Source organism: Geomesophilobacter sediminis, assembly GCF_016458275.1.
Taxonomy (GTDB): domain Bacteria; phylum Desulfobacterota; class Desulfuromonadia; order Geobacterales; family Geobacteraceae; genus Geomesophilobacter; species Geomesophilobacter sediminis.
Map to the genome: position 1 here is coordinate 120,078 of NZ_JAEMHM010000015.1, position 20,992 is coordinate 141,069.

At 62.4% G+C, this 20,992-nt stretch carries 22 protein-coding genes; 14 read left to right on the forward strand and 8 right to left on the reverse strand.

The window, feature by feature from the left end:
* Positions 1 to 182: 182 nt before the first annotated feature.
* From JFN93_RS17920 to def, 5 genes are read right to left on the reverse strand one after another with little or no spacing between them, the layout of a single operon-like run.
* A complete protein-coding gene (locus JFN93_RS17920; RefSeq protein ID WP_199385499.1) occupies positions 183 to 515 on the reverse strand; it encodes a DUF3147 family protein in 333 nt (110 codons plus the stop codon).
* Entirely contained in the window at positions 512 to 1,465 is a 954-nt protein-coding gene (locus tag JFN93_RS17925; RefSeq protein ID WP_199385500.1) for a polysaccharide deacetylase family protein, read from the reverse strand. Before JFN93_RS17925 ends, JFN93_RS17920 begins: the two co-directional genes overlap by 4 nt.
* 1 nt (position 1,466) lies before the next feature.
* Positions 1,467 to 2,180 (reverse strand): DUF116 domain-containing protein, encoded by a 714-nt coding sequence (locus JFN93_RS17930; RefSeq protein WP_199385533.1) that lies wholly within the window; start codon positions 2,178 to 2,180, stop codon positions 1,467 to 1,469.
* 49 nt (positions 2,181 to 2,229) lie between these two features.
* Positions 2,230 to 3,183 carry a methionyl-tRNA formyltransferase gene (gene fmt, locus JFN93_RS17935; protein WP_199385501.1) on the reverse strand — a complete coding sequence of 318 codons (954 nt, stop codon included), beginning with the start codon at positions 3,181 to 3,183 and terminating at the stop codon, positions 2,230 to 2,232.
* Positions 3,183 to 3,692 carry a peptide deformylase gene (gene def, locus JFN93_RS17940; RefSeq protein ID WP_199385502.1) on the reverse strand — a complete coding sequence of 170 codons (510 nt, stop codon included), beginning with the start codon at positions 3,690 to 3,692 and terminating at the stop codon, positions 3,183 to 3,185. Before def ends, fmt begins: the two co-directional genes overlap by 1 nt.
* Positions 3,693 to 4,451: 759 nt before the next feature.
* Between def and JFN93_RS17945 the strand changes: the two genes are divergently transcribed.
* The 6 genes from JFN93_RS17945 to JFN93_RS17970 all read left to right on the forward strand — a co-directional run bounded on the left by JFN93_RS17945 (position 4,452) and on the right by JFN93_RS17970 (position 9,472).
* Positions 4,452 to 5,321 (forward strand): cytochrome C, encoded by an 870-nt coding sequence (locus JFN93_RS17945; protein WP_199385503.1) that lies wholly within the window; start codon positions 4,452 to 4,454, stop codon positions 5,319 to 5,321.
* A gap of 147 nt (positions 5,322 to 5,468) precedes the next feature.
* Positions 5,469 to 5,858 (forward strand): DUF948 domain-containing protein, encoded by a 390-nt coding sequence (locus tag JFN93_RS17950; protein ID WP_199385504.1) that lies wholly within the window; start codon positions 5,469 to 5,471, stop codon positions 5,856 to 5,858.
* Between the two features lie 5 nt (positions 5,859 to 5,863).
* Positions 5,864 to 6,178: a YtxH domain-containing protein gene (locus tag JFN93_RS17955; protein WP_199385505.1), complete on the forward strand. Its 315-nt coding sequence runs from the start codon at positions 5,864 to 5,866 to the stop codon at positions 6,176 to 6,178.
* Positions 6,179 to 6,506: 328 nt separating this feature from the next.
* Positions 6,507 to 7,760: a YhjD/YihY/BrkB family envelope integrity protein gene (locus JFN93_RS17960; protein ID WP_328754268.1), complete on the forward strand. Its 1,254-nt coding sequence runs from the start codon at positions 6,507 to 6,509 to the stop codon at positions 7,758 to 7,760.
* 138 nt (positions 7,761 to 7,898) lie between these two features.
* Positions 7,899 to 9,230, forward strand: a complete 1,332-nt coding sequence (locus tag JFN93_RS17965; protein WP_199385507.1) for a penicillin-binding transpeptidase domain-containing protein — start codon at positions 7,899 to 7,901, stop codon at positions 9,228 to 9,230.
* Between the two features lie 14 nt (positions 9,231 to 9,244).
* On the forward strand, positions 9,245 to 9,472 hold the full coding sequence (locus tag JFN93_RS17970) for a YkgJ family cysteine cluster protein (protein ID WP_199385508.1): 228 nt from the start codon (positions 9,245 to 9,247) through the stop codon (positions 9,470 to 9,472).
* A gap of 183 nt (positions 9,473 to 9,655) precedes the next feature.
* Here JFN93_RS17970 and JFN93_RS17975 read toward each other — a convergent pair whose 3' ends face one another.
* Positions 9,656 to 10,372 (reverse strand): UDP-2,3-diacylglucosamine diphosphatase, encoded by a 717-nt coding sequence (locus tag JFN93_RS17975; protein ID WP_199385509.1) that lies wholly within the window; start codon positions 10,370 to 10,372, stop codon positions 9,656 to 9,658.
* Positions 10,373 to 10,593: 221 nt separating this feature from the next.
* Between JFN93_RS17975 and JFN93_RS17980 the strand changes: the two genes are divergently transcribed.
* From JFN93_RS17980 to JFN93_RS17995, 4 genes are all read left to right on the forward strand, one after another.
* Positions 10,594 to 11,037 carry a UPF0158 family protein gene (locus JFN93_RS17980; RefSeq protein WP_199385510.1) on the forward strand — a complete coding sequence of 148 codons (444 nt, stop codon included), beginning with the start codon at positions 10,594 to 10,596 and terminating at the stop codon, positions 11,035 to 11,037.
* A gap of 10 nt (positions 11,038 to 11,047) precedes the next feature.
* The gene (locus JFN93_RS17985) at positions 11,048 to 12,094 is read left to right on the forward strand and encodes an AI-2E family transporter (protein ID WP_199385511.1); all 1,047 of its coding nucleotides are present in this window, start codon (positions 11,048 to 11,050) and stop codon (positions 12,092 to 12,094) included.
* A 172-nt stretch (positions 12,095 to 12,266) separates the two neighbouring features.
* Positions 12,267 to 12,794 (forward strand): rhodanese-like domain-containing protein, encoded by a 528-nt coding sequence (locus JFN93_RS17990; protein ID WP_199385512.1) that lies wholly within the window; start codon positions 12,267 to 12,269, stop codon positions 12,792 to 12,794.
* Positions 12,791 to 13,276, forward strand: coding sequence for a MauE/DoxX family redox-associated membrane protein (locus JFN93_RS17995; protein WP_199385513.1), 486 nt, complete (start codon positions 12,791 to 12,793; stop codon positions 13,274 to 13,276). The genes JFN93_RS17990 and JFN93_RS17995 overlap by 4 nt, the downstream gene beginning before the upstream one ends.
* Here JFN93_RS17995 and JFN93_RS18000 read toward each other — a convergent pair.
* Entirely contained in the window at positions 13,234 to 14,604 is a 1,371-nt protein-coding gene (locus JFN93_RS18000; RefSeq protein ID WP_199385514.1) for a sensor histidine kinase, read from the reverse strand. The genes JFN93_RS17995 and JFN93_RS18000 overlap by 43 nt on opposite strands.
* A gap of 202 nt (positions 14,605 to 14,806) precedes the next feature.
* On the opposite strand from JFN93_RS18000, the gene plsY reads away from it, so the two are divergent.
* Positions 14,807 to 15,391 (forward strand): glycerol-3-phosphate 1-O-acyltransferase PlsY, encoded by a 585-nt coding sequence (gene plsY, locus JFN93_RS18005; RefSeq protein ID WP_236021804.1) that lies wholly within the window; start codon positions 14,807 to 14,809, stop codon positions 15,389 to 15,391.
* Between the two features lie 123 nt (positions 15,392 to 15,514).
* Here the strand turns inward: plsY and rpoH are convergent, their stop codons facing one another.
* Complete coding sequence (gene rpoH / locus JFN93_RS18010) at positions 15,515 to 16,369, reverse strand: RNA polymerase sigma factor RpoH (protein WP_199385534.1); 855 nt, start codon at positions 16,367 to 16,369, stop codon at positions 15,515 to 15,517.
* A gap of 241 nt (positions 16,370 to 16,610) precedes the next feature.
* Between rpoH and JFN93_RS18015 the strand changes: the two genes are divergently transcribed.
* The 3 genes from JFN93_RS18015 (at position 16,611) to clpB (ending at position 20,987) form a co-directional block, all read left to right on the forward strand.
* The gene (locus JFN93_RS18015) at positions 16,611 to 17,684 is read left to right on the forward strand and encodes a branched-chain amino acid aminotransferase (RefSeq protein WP_199385516.1); all 1,074 of its coding nucleotides are present in this window, start codon (positions 16,611 to 16,613) and stop codon (positions 17,682 to 17,684) included.
* A gap of 106 nt (positions 17,685 to 17,790) precedes the next feature.
* Positions 17,791 to 17,964 (forward strand): hypothetical protein, encoded by a 174-nt coding sequence (locus JFN93_RS18020; RefSeq protein WP_199385517.1) that lies wholly within the window; start codon positions 17,791 to 17,793, stop codon positions 17,962 to 17,964.
* A gap of 419 nt (positions 17,965 to 18,383) precedes the next feature.
* Positions 18,384 to 20,987, forward strand: a complete 2,604-nt coding sequence (gene clpB / locus JFN93_RS18025; RefSeq protein ID WP_199385518.1) for an ATP-dependent chaperone ClpB — start codon at positions 18,384 to 18,386, stop codon at positions 20,985 to 20,987.
* Positions 20,988 to 20,992: the final 5 nt, after the last annotated feature.

The following is a 20,992-nucleotide window of genomic DNA, read 5'->3' on the forward strand; positions in this document are numbered from 1 at the left end:
CCACTGAATCCCCCTTTTTCCAAGGGGGACTTAACGGCAGGTCTGGTGGGCGCAGCTGCTGCGCCCCTACGTATCCCGGCACCAGCTCCGGTGGGAGCGCCCTACCGGGGGCGATGCCGGAGCCCGGCGCCTCTCCCACCTTACAAAGAAAGACCTCACGGCCTGCCGTATCTGCAGTGCAGCTACCGCAGCACCCACTGGTGCACCAGCGCTCCGGCCAGCCAGGCGACGAAGCCCGCTCCGACGGCGGCCCCGACCGGCAGCTGCCGGTGGAAACAATACAGAGACGTGGCGAAAAAAAGGATCGTCGGCACGATCCCGAACAGCACCCCCCGGTTGTACGCCACCAGGTTCTGGTAGTCGCCCGGGCGGTCGCTGTACAGCCAGAAGAGCACCAGCAGGGTGGTGATCGGCATGGTGGCGATCAGTCCGGCCAGTGCCGGGTAGCGCCGGCCCAGTTGGGCGCAGCTGATGATGACGAGGTTGGTTACCAGGAGCTTGGCGAGGAAGTTCATGGGAGGCGCCCGGACAGGGCCTCGGAAAGCGGCCGGAGCGTGAGCCGCTTCAGCATCGGAAGAAGGAGCTTGATCCCCTTGGGCTCGTTGCCGTTGCCGTGCACCAGGATGAAACTCCCCGGTTCGACCTTTTCTCCCTTGGCAAGCCAGGCGTTGCTCCCCAGCGGGATAAGGGAAAGCTCACGCAGCCGCCGCACCGTCGCCTGGTCGGCGACCAGACCCGGAAAGCGGAAGAACGGGGACGGGACCAAGCCCTCGGAGAGCAAGAGGACCTCGACCTCCAGGACTTCGCGGTCGAAGTCGGTGCCGGGGGTGAGGAGAAAATTCCCCGCCAGGGGCAGCTTGGGATCGTAGGGGTGGTGCAGCGAGTGGTTGACCCAGGTGATGGCCAGGGTGCCGCGGGCGGACTGGGCTTTGAGGTAGGCGAGCTCCTGCGGGTGGTTTTTCAGCCAGGCCCCGGAGATGGCGATCGCGACCGGCACCGGTCCTTTCTGATCCAGCGCCGCGACCTGGTCGAACATCTCCCATTCAAAGGGGCGCTTGGAAGGACAGAGGTCGACGGTCAGGCAGACCCCGCTCCCCGCCTCGGCATGGGTGGCACCCTGGTTTTGCAGGTGGTAAGGGGCGGCGGTGTACTCGGCCAGGCTCTTGCCGAAGGGGGTGGCGCGGAACCGCTCCACCGAGCCGTGCGCCCGGAAAGAGACCGCCGGCAGGTCGTAGGTGCGGAAGGTGCGCGGATCGACGGCGAGCAGGTGCGGGACGCCGTCCTCCAGGAAACTCCGGGTCGCCCAGAGTTCCCGGCCGGAGAAATCGGTGCCCGCCTTGGAGATGACCGAGTAGCCGGTGATGACCGCAGCGGCGCCGGGACCGGCGGTCAGGGTCAGGAGGAGGGCGGCCAGGGCCAGCAGGAAGCCGACGCGGGAACCGTTCTTGAGCGAGACCGGTCCCATGCTACGGGAGCACGGAGCGCAGGGCTTCCTCGATCTTGTCCACATCGACCTTGGTGTTGAAGCAGGGGCCGTAGGGGCGATCGTTGAGGACGCCGATGACCGGAAGGGGATAACAATCCTTGATGCCGGAGGTGAGGTCGCGTTCGCAGGCGACGGCGAGGACCAGCTTGGGGCGCTTCTCGATGATGACCTTGCGGGCCAGCGTGCCGCCGGTGGCAACCGAGATGTCGATGTTGTAGCGCTGCGCCAGGTCGGCCAGGCCGCGGATGTCGCAGCGGCCGCAGCGGACGCACTTGCCGATGTCGCCGGTCACCTTGATCTCGCAGTCGGAAAGCTGCAGGCAGTGCGGCAAAAGGATCAGGATCCGGTCCGGCCGCACCTTGAGCCGCTGCGAGGCGACCAGGGAGTTGTTCATGGCGACGAACGACTGCCGGATGGTGTCCTTGGAGATGCCGCAGAGCCGCCCGATCATCTCGATGAGCGGCAGGAGGAACTTGATCACCACGCCGCGCATGAACTTGGTGAAGAGGATGTCCTTGCCGAAAGCGGTGGTGAGGACCAAAAGCACGGTGCCCAGGACGGCGACGCCGGAGAGGATGCCGAAGACCATCCCGATGATCCGGGGTAGGTCGGGATGGATGTTGGCGAGCCCGCGGGTCGGGATGTACCAGCCGAGGTAGATGAGCCCGACCACGAGGAGGCAGGTCATCCCCATCAGCGCAACGAAGAGGCGCTTCTTGGGAGGTTTTACGGTGTTGCTCGTATCAGACAATGGGGGTCCCCTTTGCAGCGAGGAGAGTGCCGGGTTCGACTTTGCACCCGGCGACGAAATCGGCGGCGGGAAGGCGCTTTTTCCCTTCGAGCTGGAGTTCGAGCAGGAGCACGCTTCCGGAACCGCAGGCCACTTCGATGCCGTCGCGGCCGGCCTTGAGTACCGAGCCGGGCGCGCCGGAGCCGTCGGCGGTCTGCACCCGGTATATCTTGAGGAGCTTGCCGTCCAGGCAGCTGAAGGCGCCGGGCCAGGGGGTCATCCCCCGGACCAGGTTCTTCACCTGCTGGGCGTCCTTGGTCCAGTCGATCTGCCCGTCCTCCTTCTTGAGGATGGGAGCGTAGCAGGTGAGGCCATCGTCCTGCTTCTCGGGAACCAGGCGCCCCTGGGCCAACTGGTCGACGGTCTCGGCAAGGAGTTCGGCACCCATGACGGAGAGGCGGTCGTGGAGCTCGCGGGTGGTCTCCTCGGGATCGATCGGGGTGACCGCCTTGAGGAGCATGTCGCCGGTGTCGAGGCCTACGTCCATCATCATGGTGGTGACCCCGGTCTCGGCCTCGCCGTTGATGATGCACCAGTTGAGCGGCGCCGCCCCCCGGTAGCGGGGGAGCAGCGAGGCGTGGACGTTGATGCACCCCAGGCGCGGAATGTCGAGCAGCGCCTTGGGAAGGATCTGTCCGAAGGCGATCACGACGATCAGGTCCGGCTCGAGCGCGCGGATCTCCTCGATCGATTCGGGGAGGCGCACCTTGACCGGCTGGAGCACGCGGATGCCATGCTCGACGGCCAGCGTTTTTACCGGCGGCGGCAGGGTCTGCTGCCCACGTCCCTTCGGACGGTCCGGCTGGGTCACCACGGCAACCACGTTTTCGCCGCGCTCGATCAGTTTCGCCAGGGTCGGGCAGGCGAAGTCCGGGGTTCCCATGAAGACAATTCTAAGTCCGGTCACTAAACATCCCCTTCGTCGTGGGAGCGCTGGTAGCGCTTCCGGAAGATTCCGCGCTTGAGCGGGGAGAGGTGGTCGATGAACAGGATGCCATCCAGGTGATCGATCTCGTGCTGGAAGGCGATCGCCAGGAGGTCCTCCGCCTTGTAGGTGATCTCCTCGCCGTCGAGGTTGAGGGCCTTCACCACGACCCGGGCGTGGCGCCGGACGTTGGCGGAGTAGCGGGGGACCGAGAGGCAGCCCTCCTCCTCGTACGCCTCGCCTTCGGCGTGGATGATCACCGGGTTGATCGCGACGATCAGCTCGGGGGGCTCGTCCTTGCCGGCGCAGTCGATGACCACCACCCGCTGATGCACCCCGATCTGCGGCGCGGCCAGCCCGACGCCGGGAGCGTCGTACATGGTTTCCACCATGTCCCGCACCAGTTCGCGCATCTTATCATTAATGACCGTAACCGGCAGGGAAGGTTTCTTCAGCTCCGGGTCGGGATAGACCAATATCTTTCGTATCATGAGCACATCCTCTAGGGCGTTACACTATCCCGGCACTATATAAATTTGCCCCGAAAAAATCAATTCTATTGTAGGTACGGGGATTCCCCACGATGCCAGAAGCTGCGCCAGGGTGGCTTGGGGGACGGCTCGGCGCTGCCTCCGAGCCGCTTTCGGGAACGGGCCCGCAGGTGCCGCCCCCCCATCCGACGCCGCGGCGTTGCGGGCGCTGCCTGCGGCGTCCTTTCGAACGCGGGGAAGCTCTGGAGTCAGAAGCTCCGGCATTCATCTTCGCGTCGCCCAGGACAGATAAAACACCACCACAAAAGAACTTAGCAGATCCCGTACTGTCATTTCCCCTCCGTCCAACTGATCCTCCGGGACCTCCCTCCAACACCTGCCGACTACCTGCCGATCCTCCTGCCGCAGAGGGTGATCGCTCTCCATTTATTATCTTCACCCGCTCCGTCTCAATACAACTTCTTTAAGCAATGCTGCGAATCTTCTTTGACACTTGATCGAGCCTGTGAGAAGATCGCCCGCACCGCTTTCCGGTCAGGCGAAACCGAGGAGCTTCCTGGCTGGAACAGGATACATTCTTCAACATCGTCACAAGACTCCCGACGAGCTCTAATCGACCCTGCTGCGAAAATGAAAAAATCTGGTGAAAGTATTCGTTTTACCTCCCAGTTTTTGCAGGCAACTGTTGACAATCCAAAGCAACCGTTATATAAATCCGTGATTAATAATTAACTACGGTTTAACACCTAGGAGGGACCAATGAGAGTAGCAAGACTTTTCAACCTTTTAGCGGCATTGGCACTGTTCTGCTGTATCGGAACGGCGTGGGCCGCTGAGCCTGGTCAGGCGCCTGCGACGCTTAATAGCAGCGACTGCCAGAAATGTCATGAAAAACCCCCCAAGGATATCGCCGAGAAGGGTGGCAAGCACAAAACCGAAATTACCTGCCAGGACTGCCACGTCGGTCATCCTCCTAAGGTGAAACACCCGATTCCGCAGTGCAGCATGTGCCACACCGGCAAGCCGCACTTCCAGCTGAAGGACTGCCTCGGCTGCCATAGAAACCCGCACACCCCGAAAGTCATCACCTTCGGCACCAACGTGACCGACGCCTGCCTGACCTGCCACAAGCCGCAGATCGAGCAGCTCAAGGCATACCCGAGCAAGCACACCTCCCTCGCCTGCTCCTTCTGCCACAACGTTCACGGCAAAAAGCCGGACTGCACCCAGTGCCACAAGTCGCACTCCAGCGACATCACCAAGAACGAGTGCAAGCTGTGCCACAAGGCGCACCAGCCGCTCAACGTGACCTACAAGGCGGACACCCCCTCCAAGTACTGCGCCGCCTGCCACAAGCGTCCGTTCAACCTCCTGGCCAACAGCACCGCCAAGCACAGCAAGCTTGCCTGCGTGTACTGCCACCAGAACAAGCATAAGACCGTGCCCAAGTGCACCGACTGCCACGGCGTTCCGCATCCGGCTTCCCTGATGTCCAAGTTCGCCAAGTGCCAGGAGTGCCACAACATCGCCCACGACCTGAACCACTGGTCGGCTCCGGCGGGCGGCGCCAAGCCGGCGGCTCCGGCTGCCAAAGCTGCCCCGGCGAAGAAGCCGGCTACCAAGAAGTAAGCACCTGGCGAGCAGTATCGGGAGGCCGGCAGATCCCTGCCGGCCTCCTTGCATTCTGCCCCTCCCCTTGAGGAAGGGGGCTCTCCACCGGGACCAGATCTCCCGAACGGACCGTTCCAACACAACTCATCTGAAGGAGGAGCGAGAATGCTCGTCATCTCTATTGCCACGGCAATCACCGCCATAACCCTGGTTGTTCTTACCGCCTTCACCATTCCGGTCCTTCTCGAACTTAAAAAGGCCGCGATCTCCGTCCGCACCGTTTCCGAAACCTTCAATACCCAGCTCAAACCGCTCATCGAGGAGATGTACCAGACGGTTGCGGACATCCACGAGCTGACCAGCGCCGTTGCCGCCAACGCGGAGGGGGTCGGATTGCTGGCCGGGGAACTCGGCCAGGCGGGAGAGAACATCAGGATGATCAACCGGATTGCCTCGGGCATTACCGGTCTCGTTTCCGGCTCATCGCTTTGGCTCACCGGGGCGAAGGTCGCCGGGCGCTTTATCATGGACAGAATTTCCAAAAAAAGGGGGTAACAGCTATGTCTGAAGAAAACGACGGTATTGGAGCGGGTACGGTACTGCTTTCCTTTCTTGCCGGTGCGGCCGTCGGGGTCGGGGCGGCGCTCCTGTTGGCTCCCAAAAGCGGAGAGGAGCTGCGCGGCGACATCAAGGACCTCGCCGACGACGCGGTAAGCAAGATCAAGGAATACGCCAGTGACGCCCAGGAGAAGATCCGCGCCTCTTACGAGGACGGCAAGGAGCTGGTAATCGAGAAGAAAAACATCATCTCTTCCGCCATCGAGGCGGGTAAGCAGGCGATGGAGCGGGAGCGGGAAAAACAGGAGCAGGTGTAGTACCCGCACCGACCGGTCCTGAAAAAAGCCCACTTCGGTGGGCTTTTTTTGTGCGGATCATCTCTTCTGACCAAGTGACCTGCGTCCCCTCTCCTTCAAGGGTCGCGCGCAACCGCGCGAGCTTGCGACGGACAGGGTGAGGTTGGGGTTGGCGATGCGCCACCATAAAGGCAAGTCCCCCCAGCCCCCTTGGTCAAAAGGGGAGTATCGCGGCGGAAACCTATCTACGGAGACCGAGATGCCGACATCGGGCCCATCGAAAGGCTTTTTTTCACAGACCCTCTGGGAACTCGATCCGGCGCAAATCGGCGGGATCAAGGGCCGGAGTGTGTATTTGCTCCAGCTGACCGCCGCAGTCTGCCGCAATTTCTACCAGGACGGCTGCCTGGTCCGGGCCGCCGCGCTCTCCTTCACCACGCTCCTCTCCTTCGTCCCCCTGTTTGCGCTCGCCTTCTCCGTGCTGAAGGGATTCGGGGTTCAAAACCGCCTGGCGCCGCTGATCCTGCAACAGGTTGCCGCCGGTTCCGAGGTGGTGGTGACCCGGGTAATCACCTACATCAACAACACCAACGTCGGCTCGCTCGGGGCGATCGGCCTGGTCGCGCTGCTCTTCACCGTCGTCAACATGCTGGGGAGCATCGAGGAAGCCTTCAACGCGATCTGGGGGGTCGCCGAGACCCGCACCTTCTACCGGAAATTCAGCGACTACCTGAGCGTGCTCGTGGTGGCGCCGCTGCTCCTGCTGGCCGCCACCTCCATCACCGGGAGTCTCCAGAATCGGTCGGTCGTGGTCTGGATCCTGGAGCGGACCTACCTGGGGGACGTCTTTCTCTTCCTGCTGCAACTCGCCCCTTACCTGAGCGTCTGGGTCGCGATCTTCCTCCTCTACATCCTCATGCCCAACACCCGGGTCCGCTATCCCTCCGCATTTTTCGGGGCGGTGCTCGCCGGGACCCTCTGGGAGTTCGCCCAGTGGGGGTACATCCATTTCCAGGTCGGGGTCGGCAACTACAATGCGGTCTACGGCACCCTGGCCGCGCTCCCCATCCTCATGGTCTGGATCAACGTCAGCTGGCTGATCGTCCTGTTCGGGATGGAGGTGGTCGCCCTGCACCAGAACCTCCGTTGCTTCCGCCGCGAAATGCGGGGGGACACGGTAAGCCAGTCCCTGCGCGAGACGGTCGCCCTGGCCACCCTGCGACGCATCGCCGAGGCCTTCCACCGCGGCGAGCCATCCTGGACCGAGGAGTCCCTTGCCGTCCGGCTCCGGGTCCCGCTGCGGGTGATGCGCCAGACCCTCGCGCAGCTGGAGGAGGCGGGATTCATCGTCCCGACCGGCTCCGGCGAAAGCTACCACCCGAGCCGGGAGCTGGACCAGATTGCGGTGCGTGACGTCCTTTTGTCACTGCGCAGCCACGGTGCCGACTGTCGGCTCACCGGCGAGGAAGCCACCGAGATGATCCTGGAAACGGTCGACCGCGCCGTCGCAGAGGCGCTCGGCAACGGCACGCTCAAGGAGCTCGTCGAGGAGCCGGAAAAGGGGGCGGCCGTCGTTGACAAAGAGGACGCAACTGGCATATAGTGGCGGGATAACAAGCGACTAAGTTCCGGTTCGAAGTGCGCAGTAGGCCCGGCAGGCGGCCCCTTCCGGTCCCGCTTCCGACCCCGGAACTTCCAAATATCCACAACTCTGAACGTCATCGTTCTCCCCTCCGGAGTTATGCAAGATTTTAAAGACCTAGACAAGCCGCACCAACGGCGCGGCACCCGTTCCGACATGGCACGTTCGTGCCGCTCCATCGCAGCCGAGATCAGTGAACCACCCGCCCAGAAAAAGCGCCTCCGGTACCTCCTGCCTGCCATCGCGCTCCTCTTGGCGGCGTACCCCATCTACTCCCTGATCACCTCCCCGACTCCGAAACAGAAGAAACCGGCGGTGACCGCATCGTCTCTTTCCGGTGTCGACCACTGGAGCTCCTTCAAGGTGGCCGCCCAGGCCCTCCCCGCAGCGCGCCTGGAGAACGGCAACTTCTGCGCTACGGTACCCGGCGGTACGGTGGTCTATGCCATCGACGAACGGGTGCAGCAGCGGGTCGAGAAGGTGATGCGGGACATGAGGGTCCCCTATGCGGCACTGGTGGCGATGGATCCCCGCACCGGGAAGATCCTGGCCGCCGCGGCCCACTCCACGGTCCAGCCGGGTTGGGAGGCGCGGGGTTGCTATGAGGTCTACCCGATGGCATCGCTCTTCAAGATCGTGACTGCCACGGCCGCGCTGGAGCAGAGGAAGGTTTCGGCGGACACCCAGTTCGCCTACAACGGCAAACACACCTCGGAAAATCCGAAGTACTGGTTCGTACGGCCGGGACGGCACAACCAGCAGATGTCACTTTCGGTGGCGATGGGCAAGTCGGTGAACCCCGTCTTCGGACGGCTCGCCGGCGACGTGGTGGGAAGAGACCCGCTGCTCACCTACGCGCAGCGCTTCGGCTTCAACCAGGAAATCTTCCCGGGAACGCCGATCACCCCGAGCCGGGCTCCGGCGCCGGACAGCGTGGAGGCCCTGATGCGGATGGGAGCGGGGTTGAACCGCGAGGTCCGGGTCTCCCCGTATCACGCCGCGGCGATCATCGCCACGGTCGCCAACGGCGGGGTCATGATGGCCCCCTCGCTTGCCGCCGAGGTTAAGGACGCCAAAGGGGTTTCCCTCTTCAAGCAGCAGCCGCTGCCGCTGCGCCGGGTAATGACTCCGGAAACGGCCTCGTCGCTGGCCCGGATGCTTTCCACGACGGTGGTGAGCGGCACCTCACGGAGGGCATTCCACGACCGGCGCGGCCGGCCCATGTTCGGCTCGCTCAAGGTCGCGGCCAAGACCGGCTCCATCGACGGAAAGGACCCGTCGCTCCCCTCCGGCCACTACAGCTGGTTCGCGGCCTACGCCCCGATGGACGATCCGCAGATCGCCATCGCCGCGCTGGTCATCAACGAGAACAAGTGGCGCATCAAGGCGACCAACCTTGGCGAGCAGGCCATGGAGGCGTTTTTCAAGTAGGGCCCGGAGGTCCGATGGAGTGCCGAAGATGCGGCACCTGCTGCGTCGCCCCCGACATCAGCACCCTGGGGAAGCCCGCGGGAGAACGCTGCGTTCACCTTGACGACGGCTTGGGCTGCCGCATCTACGACGAGCGCCCCGCCGTCTGCCGCGGCTACCGCCCCGACGCGATCTGTCAGGAAATTGCCGCGCCGACGCTGGAGACCAGGGTGGCCCGCTACCGGGAACTGTTCGGGGTGTGAAGGTGAATTGCCCTGTTTCCGGGAGAAGGTGGCGGGGCAGCAAAGTCACGATCTGGACATTGCCACCCAACGCACGTCCCCTCCCCTTCAAGGGGAGGGACAGGGTGAGGATGGGATTCAGCGGCAGAAACAGAAAAGGGGACCGGCACGTGCTGAGCCAGTCCCCTCGGTCGTTGGGCGGGGTTAGTCGACTTGGTACTTCTCCAGGGTGAAGGCGCCGTCCAGCCACTGGCCGTAGGAGAACTGGGTGATCCAATCCCCCAGTGCCAGCAGGGTCCGCTCCCCGTCCCGTTCCCAGAGGGGAAAATGGAAATGGCCGGTCACCACCGCGTGGCAGCCGGCGGCGAAACGGCCCGCGGCGAAGGAACGGATCAGGCCGGGATAATCAAATTTGCGGCGCCGGACGCCGTGATGCCGGCTGCTCCGGCGGGACAGCCTTGCCGCGACGTCCGCCTTGAGCCGGGCCGGCAACAGGGTCAGAATGAGCCCGGCGGCAGCGCTGTGCAGGATCGCCCGCCAAACCCGGTACCGCGTATCGTCCGGGTTGAGCTGGTCGCCGTGACAGAGAAAGACCCTCTTCCCGCCGATCTCCACGACGCCTCCCGTCCCGTGCACCTCCGCCCCGATTTCTCTGCCGAAGTACCCGGCCAAATGAAAGTCGTGATTCCCCTCGAAGTAGACGATCCGCACCCCGCGCTGCCGCACCCGCTTCAGGCAGTCGATGATCGAGTCGTAGTGACGGTAGACCGGCTGGTCGCCGACCCAGAATTCGAAGAGGTCGCCCAGCAGGTAGAGGGTGTCGGTATCGGTGGGCAGGGTGTCGAGAAAGCGGATCAGCGCCCGGTAATTGGCGTCGGCGGGGGCTCTCAGATGGGCGTCGGCGAGGAAAATCTTGCGCATGGCGCCAATATATACAAAAATGGGGTTTGGGTCACGCAGAACCTTAATTAAAGACGAAGTTCGGGACCAGGGGCTAGTCAGGCATCCCTTCGATGCATCTCCTCCCCTGCCCCCTCGCAAATATCGATATCCGTGGAGTGGAGCAGACTGGGGCCAAGGTTATCCCTAGCCCCCAGTACCTGGCCCCTGGCCCCGGTTTACCTAAGCACCTAAGGACAACGATGCACGCAATGCGCAATTTGGAAATCGTTTGGGAAGACCTTCTCGAGGCCTTCGAAAACCCCGACCCGGACCTGGTCTACTTTCTGGACCGGGAAACCGGCGAGGTCTTCTCGGTTCCCGCCGAGTTTGACGACGATCCCATCTGGGACGAGGTCGAGCTCCAGGAGGAACGCTATCTGGAGATCCCTCCCTTCGATTACGGCCAGGAGCGCCAGATGATCCACGCCTTCATCCAAAACGTGGAGAACGAGGGGCTCAAGGGGATGCTGGTACGCGCCTTCATCGGGAAAAGCCATTTCGCACGCCTCTCCGAGATCCTCTCTTTCTATCCGGAAGAGCAGGAACGGTTCCACTCCATGAAAGAAGAGCTGCTGACCGGCCGCGCCGGTGAGTGGCTCGAAGAGCACGACATCTTCCCACCCGAACGCCCGGAGCAGTATTAGAGGAGATCCGATGCCCTACCAAACCAATGCCGCCGGACGGACCGTCGTGGTTGTGCTCCTGGGGGCTACCGTGTATGCAATCGGCCATGCCCTGCGGCACACGACCTCCTGCTTTCTCCTCTCCTTCGTGATCGCGTACCTCCTCGATCCGTTGGTCGCCTATCTCGAGGGGAAGAAGCTCTCCCGCACCCACAGCATCATCGTGGTTTACGTCGCACTCACCGTGGTGTCGTTCTTCGCGACGGCGGTATTGGTCCCGCTGGTGACCAGCCAGTGGCAGGCGATGATTCCCTCGCTGCCGATGTATGTAAAGAAAGCCAAGGCGCTGGGGCTGGAAATCCAGGGACGCTTCTACGGCGCCGAGGAATGGCGCTGGCTTTACGACCAGGCGATGGACAACGTCGACCAGGTGGTCTCCCAGATGGGGACCTTGGCCTATTCCGCCGCGGCGAGCGTCGTCTTCAACATCTTCAACGTGGTGCTCGCGCCGATCCTCGTTTTCTTCATGCTGCATTACAAGGAGAAGATCAAAGAGACTGCGGCCGGATTTCTCCCAGCCAAGCAACGCTCCGCGGTGATCCACCTCGGCAACGAGATCAACGAGAGCATCGGCGGCTATTTGCGGGGCCAGGTCATCGTCTCCGCGATCGTCGCCATCCTATCCAGCGCGGCCCTCATGGCACTGGACGTCGACTATCCCATCTTCAACGGGATCTTCGCCGGGGTGGCCTCCGTGCTTCCCTTCATCGGGGTCATCATCGCCACCATCCCGCCCCTGTTCTTCGCCTATCTCAAATTCCAGAGCGCCCTGGCCCTGGTCAAGGTGGTGGTCTGTTTCGCCGTCATCTATTTCCTCGAGGGATACCTGGTGAAGCCGCTGGTCTTCCGCCGCTCGATGGACCTCAACCCCCTGCTGACCATCATCATGGTGATGGCACTCGGCGAGCTCTTCGGGTTCTGGGGAATCATCCTGGCCATCCCGGTCGCCGCGGCACTCAAGCTCCTGTCCGAAGCCTGGAAGCGCGGCGACTTTAAGGCAATGGGCAGCGAGCAATGAGCAAAGTGCAGTAGTCATCCGTTAGCGCTCACACTCAATAACTGCCCTCCACACCACGATCACCTGCCTTCCGATACCGGCTCTACACCTGCTCTTTGCTCAATGCTTTTGCTCTTTGCTCATCGCTCATGGTAGAATCCTTCCGTGGATTTTTGGGCACCCGAAGGTGACTATGAAAGCTACCGAAAACACATTTAAGGGCTCGACCAAGGCAGCCGGCGAGGCGCTGATCATTCTTTTGTTCTCGGCCTTGGTCGGCATCTCATGGAACCACACGCTTCTGCTCAAAGCATGGAAAGGCGAGGCGACCGGCCCGGCCGCCGGGACCACACCGGCGGTCGCCACGGCCGCGGCCGAAGATCCCATGCCCCTGGGCCTCGAGCAGGCGAAGGAGCTTTTCAACGCCGGCGACACGCTCTTCATCGACGCGCGCGACCGCGGTGCCTTCGCTTCGGGTCATCTGAAGGGGGCCGTGAGCCTGCCGCTGGCTGATGCCAAGCAGCGTGGCAAAATCGCCCTGCCGCCCCGGGTGACTCCGAAAACCACCGTCATCACCTACTGCAACGGCTTTTCCTGCCACGACTCGATGGAACTGGGAAAGATACTCCTGAAGGCGGGGTATACCACGGTGTACGTCTATGAAGGGGGGTTCCCGGAGTGGCGTGACGCCGGTTACCCGGTGGAGAAGGGGGGAGCATGAGCGGAGTGAAACGGTACCTGCCGGTGGTGGTGAGGGTCGCTTTGGGCGCGGTTTTCGTCTACGCCGGCGTCACCAAGATCGCCGATCCGGTCGGGTTTGCCGGCTCGATCGCCGCATACCAGGTTCTGCCGTATTTCCCGAGCTATCTCGTTGCCGCGGTGCTGCCGTGGGTCGAGCTCTTTTCCGGGCTCCTGATTCTTTCGGGGTATCGGGTGAAGGCGGGGGCCCTGGTGATCGGGGCGCTCAATCTCATCTTCATTGCTGCCCTTGCCTCGGCTGCCGTCCGCGGACTCGACATCGACTGCGGCTGCTTCAAAGAGGGGGGGGCGAAAGTCTCGCCGCTTCTTGCGCTGCTGCGTGACCTGGTATTTCTGGCCATGACCGCGGTGGTGCTGACCACCGGGGAAAAAGCACCCCCGGAGCCGGGCGGATCCGCCGGTCACCCCTGCGACTGTACCGAAACGTCGGGCAACCAGATGTAAATGGCAGCGCCTTTCCCCAATTCCCCTTCCGCCCATACCGTCCCGCCGTGCCGCAAGACCACCCGCTCCACCGTCGCCAGGCCGATCCCGTTTCCGGAGAAACCGCGTGAGTTGGGCAACCTCTTAAACGGTGCGAAAAGCAGGCTTTTGTCCTCCATCGCGAAACCGATGCCGTTGTCCCGCACGAAAATGGCCTTTTTCCCCTGCGCCTCCACGAAGCCGAATTCGATACGCGGAGTCGCTACGTCCCGGGTGTATTTCCAGGCGTTTTCCAGCAGGTTCCTCAGGGCGAGCTTCAGCAGGTAACGGTCCGCCGGCACCGTCACGTGCGGAGTCACCGCGAATTCCACCTTCCGGTCCATATCCTGCTGCAGCAGGTTCAAACCGATCTCCTGCGCCATCTCACTTACATCCACCGGCTCCAGCTGCATCCCCCGCCGCGAGACCTGGGACAGGGTCAGCATCGCCTCGATCAACTCCTCCATCGCCTGGCAGGAATCGCCGATCACCTGCACGGCAAAGCAGGCATCCGGCTGCCCCTGACCGTGGCAGGCGTCCTCCAGGACCTGGTGGGCGGTGCTGATCTGGGTGATGAAGGAACGGAGATCGTGGGAGAGCGAATAGCTGAAGGCTTCCAGTTCCCGATTGGCGTGGGTCAGTTTGTCGGCGCGTTGCTCCAGCTCCTTGTTGAGCTCGCTGATTTCCGTCTCGACCCGCTTTCGCTCACTGATGTCGCGGATGGCCTCGATCCCGGCCACGATGGCCCCAGAGGGATCGCGTAGCGGCGTGGAGACGACCTCGATCCAAAGCGGCCCCTGCCGGACGGCGTTTTGCACCTCCCGGCGGTGGGAAAGACCGTCCTGAAACGACTGCTTGAGATGGCACCCTTCGCAGACCGACGGCTGGTGCTGGTAGGCCGCGTAGCAGTACTCGCCGATATGGTCTCCGACCAACTGCTGGTGGGCGCGGTTCTGATAGAGGATCCGGTAGTCGGTATCCTGGATGCTGATCGCATCGCCGACCGCGTCCATGAATGCCTGGCTGCGCTGCTTTTCGTACTCGGCCAGTTGCAACGCCTCGCTGAGTTGACGCTGCTGGGAATCGAGACGGTCCATGTACCGCGCTATGTAGAGGAGAAGGATGAGCTGAAAGGTGATGAAAAAGCCGCGCAGGGTAATTTCGTGCCGGTCGGGATGAAGCACCTGTTCCAGGAAGGTGCCGCTTTCGAAGTAGGCATCGACCGCGGAGTCGACGAACCAGGCCAAAAGGATGAGCATGATACCGACCGAGACGATCTTGCTCTTCATGAGTGTTCTGGCCAATGGCATCGCAGCTCCAGGGGGGGAGGGTTCGTGCACCACGTTTTAGCACCGTCGCCGAAAAAAAACAACACCTTACACGGTAACGTTTACGTTAGAATCAGCTGATTGCGTAAGGAGCCTCCCGACCGCGGAATCGCGCCCGCCACATCTTGATGTTTGTTTTGAAATAGGCTAGGATGGGCAGTCTTTTTACAAGCATCAACGGAGCCTGCTTTTGAAAGAAATCCTCTTCGTACTCTGTGCCTACCTCCTCGGGTCCATCCCTACCGGACTGCTGCTCGGCAAGGCATTCGGCATCGACATCAGAAAACAGGGGAGCGGCAACATCGGCGCCACCAACGTCTACCGCACCGCCGGCAAGAAGCTCGGCATCCTCACCCTGCTGGGCGACTGCCTCAAGGGACTCCTCCCGGTCCTGATCGCCCGCGCCGCCGGGCTTTCCGAGGCGATGATCGCCGGGGTTGCACTGGCAGCATTTCTGGGGCACGTCTACACGGTCTTTCTCGGGTTCAAAGGTGGCAAGGGGGTGGCGACCGCACTGGGGGTCTTCCTCGGGATCTCGCCGCTAGCGATCCTCCTGGCCCTGGCGGTCTTCGTCCCGGTCCTTTACAAGTGGCGCTACGTATCCCTTGCCTCGATCACCGCCGCGGGAGTCGCTCCCCTGGCGGTAGCCGTGATCGAGCAGCGCGTCGAACCTACCGCCATGGCCCTGGTGATCTCTTTCATCGTCGTCTGGCGCCACCGCGAAAACATCGCCCGGCTCCGCGCCGGGACCGAGAACGCCTTCCGGTAACCGAAACGGTTCATTGCTGGCAAAATAAAACGGGCGTCCCAAAACTGGGATGCCCGTTTTCTTTTTATTCTTAGGCAGCACGTCCCCTCCCCCTCAAGGGGAGGGACCGGGTGAGGATGGGGTCTACGCCGCTTCCCGCTCAATCACCATCGGGGTGAGCAGCCGCTTCATCTTCTTGAGCGCCCCTTCCTCGATCTGGCGCACCCGCTCGCGGGAGATGGAGAAATGGTCGGCGATTTCCTGCAGGGTCATCGGATTGTCCGCCGTCACGCGATGCTCGATGACGTAGCGCTCCTTCTCGTTGAGAAGCTTAAGCGCCGCGGCCACCCCCTGTTCCAGGACCACGCTCTCCTCGTGCTCCGCGAGCATCTCTTCCTGGTTCTGGCGCAAATCCGGAAGGCTTTCCAGGAAGGTTGCCCCCTCCCCTTCGAACATCTGCGCGTCCAGCGAAAGTTCGCCGCGCATCCGCTGTTCCATTTCCTGCGCCTCGCCGTCTTTCACATCGAGGGAGAGCGCGGTGGCGTGCAGGTCTTCCTCGCCGGTGAGGCTCATGATCGCCTGCTTGGCCTGGTTCAGCTTGAAGAAGAGCTTGCGCTGCGCCTGGGTGGTGCCGATCTTCAACAGGCTCCAGGCGGAGATGATGTGATTCTGGATGTAGGCCCGGATCCACCAGACCGCGTAGGAGATGAGGCGCACCCCCTTCATCGGGTCGAACTTGCGCACCGCCATCATCAAACCGATATTCCCCTCCTGGATCAGGTCCAGCATCTTCATGCCGTAGGAGCGGTACTCGCCGGCAATCTTCACCACGAAGCGAAGGTTCGCGGTGATCAGCCGGTGGGCCGCTTCCAGGTCTCCCTCCCTGCGGAACTTGAGGGCCAGATCGTGCTCCTCCTCTGCCGACAGGAGCGGGAAACGGTTTATCTCTGCGAGGTACAGGGTAAGGTTGTCTACCGGTACCGGCATCGAAAGGTTCATTGCAGTCATTCTCGTTACCTCCATCTGCACATTTAGGATGCAGTTAGCACTCGACAGAGATGAGTGCTAATAGAATATAGCAACTCGCCCTCCAAAAATCAAGGGAGCCGGAATGGGAAAAAAAAGGCGCGCTTTTCCGGCGGTTAAATTCCTTGCCGGTGGGGCGCCAAATGTGGTACAGGAACAGGTCATACCCAAAAACCGACGCTTGCCGCGCCGAAGAATCGGAGGTTTAAGCCGTATGGAAATTCGAGAACTACCGTTGCCCGCTGCCGAAATGAAGCCGAAGTACACCGATGAGTCCCAGCTCGGTTTCGGCAGGATTTTTACCGACCGGATGCTCCTCGTAGAGTGGAAGGCGGGGCAGGGATGGGTAGACGGTAGGATCCAGAAGTACGGCCCCTTTTCGATGGACCCTGCCGCGTTGGTGCTTCATTACGCCCAGGAGATCTTCGAGGGGCTCAAGGCCTACAAATGGGCCGACGGGAGCATCGTCTTGTTCCGCCCGGAGATGAACGCCCGCCGTTTTAACCATTCGGCGGAACGTCTTTGCATGCCGACCATACCCGAAGAGGATTTCGTCGCCGGGATCGAGCAGCTGGTGCGCCTGGAGAAGGAATGGATCCCGTCCGCCGAGGGGACCTCGCTCTACATCCGCCCGGCCATGATCGCCGTCGAGCCGGTGATCGGGGTCAAGCCTTCCGATCATTACTATTTCTACGTGATCCTCTCCCCGGTCGGCGCTTACTATTCCCAGGGCTTCAAACCGACCAAGATCATGGTTGAGGACAAGTACGTCCGGGCGACCCCGGGCGGCACCGGCGAGGCCAAGACCGGCGGCAACTACGCCAACTCGCTTAAGGCGGGCCTGGAAGCCAAGAAGAAGGGCTTCGACCAGGTGCTCTGGCTGGATGGCGTGGAGCGGCGCTACATCGAGGAAGTCGGGGCGATGAACATGTTCTTTGCCTACGGCGACACCATCGTGACCGCTCCCCTGGAAGGGACCATCCTGAACGGCATCACCCGCGATTCCGTTCTCACCCTGGCCAAAAAGCTGGGCCTCAAGATCGAGGAGCGCCGCATCGATGTGAACGACCTGTTCAAGGACATCCGGGACGGCAAGATCACCGAAGCCTTCGGCAGCGGAACTGCCGCCGTGGTAACCCCGGTGGGGCTGCTCGGGTATCGCGGTGAGACCGCGACCGTGGCCGACGGCGGCGTGGGCAAGATCACCCAGACCCTGTACGACACCCTCACCGGCATCCAGACCGGCAAGATCCCCGACACCTTCGGCTGGATCCGGAAGGTGGTCTGAAGCATTTCCCCCTCTCCCCCCGGGAGAGGTTCGGGGTGAGGGCACTGCAACATCAACGTCACCCAAAAGTACGGGGGAGCCGGCTCGGCTCCCCCTTTGGTTACCCATGAAGCAGCAACAAAAACAGATCAACAACCTCTGCCTCTCCTGCCGCCGCACCTGCAAACAGGAAGCGACCGCCCTGATCGCGTCCTGCCCCCGCTACTATGCCGGACCGAAGATCAAGCGTGAGAACTGGAAACAGCCCGGGCTCCCGCTGGATTCGACCGCCGAGAAGTAGTAACTGCCCCCAGCAGACTCCCCTTCCTTCCAGGCCGGTGGCGTGCCGCGGTACGGCAACAAGCCATCAGCAACACCGACCCGGCATCCCGGTCGCGATATATCCTCTTCAAAGTAAGCACGGTAGCCGCTTACCCTGTGGGAGCGCCTTTCCAGGCGCGAATAACCGCAATTGCTATCACCGCCTTCGGCGGATCGCGGCAGAAATGCCACTCCTACAGCGTTGACTACCATCCTCTGCACCTCAAGCACCTGATTCTATCGCACCTGCATCCCCCCTTCACTGCAGCAAAGCCATGCCTCACAATATGAAAACACTCACAGACGGGAGCCGTCCGTCGCTCAATGTGATGTATTCCGCTCCTTACCTTGACACCCGGTGGGGGGGTACCTATTATTCCCCGCAGAGGAGGAATCGCCATGATTCGACCGGAAAAAATGACCGTGAAAACCCAGGAAGCGATCGCTGCGGCCCAGGAATTGGCTTCGAGCCGCTCCGCTGCTTCCATTGAAACCGAGCACCTGCTCCTGGCGCTCATCGACCAGGAGGGAGGCTTCGTCCCGGAACTTTTGAAAAAGCTCGGGACCAATCTCTCCCAGTTGCGCAACCAGGTCGACGCCACCTTGAAACGGCTCCCCCAGGTGACCGGCAGCGGGGTACAACTCGGAATTTCCCAGACGCTGCACCGGGTGCTGGAACAGGCCCAAAAAGAAGCCGACCAGATGAAGGATGCCTTCGTCTCCACCGAACACCTCCTCCTCGCCATGCTGCAGGAAAAAAGCTCTCCCAGCTCCCGGATTCTCTCCGAAAACGGCGTGAACCGCGAGGGGCTCCTGACCGCGATGCAGGCGCTGCGCGGCGGCGAGGCGGTCACCAGCCAGGAACCGGAACAGACCTACCAGGCGCTGGCCAAGTACGGCCGCGACCTCACCGATCTCGCCCGCAAGAGCAAGCTCGACCCGGTGATCGGACGCGACGAGGAGATCCGGCGGGTGCTCCAGGTCCTCTCCCGGCGCACCAAGAACAACCCGGTCCTCATCGGCGAGCCGGGCGTCGGCAAGACCGCCATCGTGGAGGGACTGGCCCAGCGCATCGTCTCCGGCGACGTCCCCGAGACGCTCAAGGAGAAAAGCCTGGTCGCCCTGGACATGGGGGCGCTCATCGCCGGCGCGAAGTACCGCGGCGAATTCGAGGACCGGCTCAAGGCGGTCATCAAGGAAGTGGCGCGCTCCGAAGGCAAGGTGATCCTCTTCATCGACGAGCTGCACACCCTGGTCGGCGCCGGCGCGGCCGAAGGAGCAATGGATGCCTCCAACATGCTGAAACCGGCCCTGGCCCGCGGCGAGCTGCACTGCATCGGCGCGACGACGCTCAACGAGTACCGCAAATACATAGAAAAGGACGCGGCCCTGGAGCGGCGCTTCCAGCAGGTCTATGCCAAGGAGCCGACCGTCGAGGAGACCATTTCCATCCTGCGCGGTCTGAAGGAGCGCTACGAGGTCTTCCACGGCACCCGGATCAAGGACAGCGCGATCATCGCCGCGGCGACCTTGTCCGACCGCTACATCACCGACCGCTTCCTCCCGGACAAGGCGATCGACCTGATCGACGAGGCGGCGTCGCGCCTGCGCATCGAGACCGATTCGCTCCCCACCGAGATCGACGAGGTGGAACGGCGCATCATCCAGCTCGAAGTGGAAAAGCAGGCCCTTTTGCGCGAGCAGGACACCGCGGCCACCGCGCGACTCAACAAGCTAAACGATGAGCTAAACGAGCTGAAGGGCCAATCGGCGCAGCTCAAGGAGCACTGGCAGCGCGAGAAGGCGGTGCTCAAGGACATCCGTCAGATCAAGGAACGCCTGGAGGAGAAAAAGGAGGAAGCCAAGCGGAGCGAGCGCGACGGGAACCTGGCGCGCACCGCGGAAGTCCGCTACGGCGAGATCCCCGCTCTCGAGAAGGAAATGGAAGACAAGCGGCTCACCCTGGAGCAGATCCAGAAGGAAGGGAAGATGCTCCCCGAAGAGGTCGACGACGAGATGGTGGCCGAGATCGTTGCCAAGTGGACCGGCATCCCGGTCAGCCGGATGCTGGAATCCGAGGCGGCGAAACTGATCCACATGGAAGATCGGCTGAAAAGCCGCGTGGTCGGCCAGGACGACGCCCTGCGCCTGGTGGCGAACGCGGTGCGCCGCGCCCGGAGCGGCCTCTCCGATCCGAACCGTCCCATCGGTTCGTTCATCTTCCTCGGCCCGACCGGCGTCGGGAAGACCGAGACCGCCCGAGCCCTGGCTTCGTTTCTCTTCGATGACGACCAGGCCATCGTGCGGGTCGACATGAGCGAATACCAGGAGAAGCACACCGTGGCGCGGCTGATCGGGGCGCCGCCGGGCTACGTCGGGTACGAGGAAGGGGGGCAGCTCACCGAGGCGGTGCGCCGCCGCCCCTACTGCATCGTGCTCTTCGACGAAATCGAGAAGGCACACCCCGAGGTGTTCAACGTCCTGTTGCAGATCCTCGACGACGGGCGACTCACCGACGGGCAGGGACGCACCGTCGACTTCAAGAACTCGGTCATCATCATGACCAGCAACCTGGGCTCGCAGTTCATCCAGCAGTACGGGACGACCGACTATGACCAGATGCAGAAGATGGTCACCGACACGCTGAAGGAGAGCTTCAAACCCGAGTTCCTGAACCGGGTGGACGAGATCGTGATCTACCACGCCCTGCCGCTGGAACGGATCAAGGAAATCGTCATGATCCAGCTGCAGACCCTCACCCAGCGGTTGGCCGAAAAGGGAGTCTTCCTGGAAGTTACCGAGCCGGCCCGGGAGTTCCTGGCCAAGGAAGGGTACGACCCGGCCTATGGAGCAAGGCCGCTGCGCCGTGCGCTGCAGCGCAAGGTCCAGGACCCGCTCGCCCTCATGCTCCTGGAAGGGAAGTTCGTGCCGGGAGACCTGGTTCAGGTCGACCTTGCCGCCTCAGGTGACACCCTGGAGTTGAAGAAAGGAAACGACAAGTAATAATG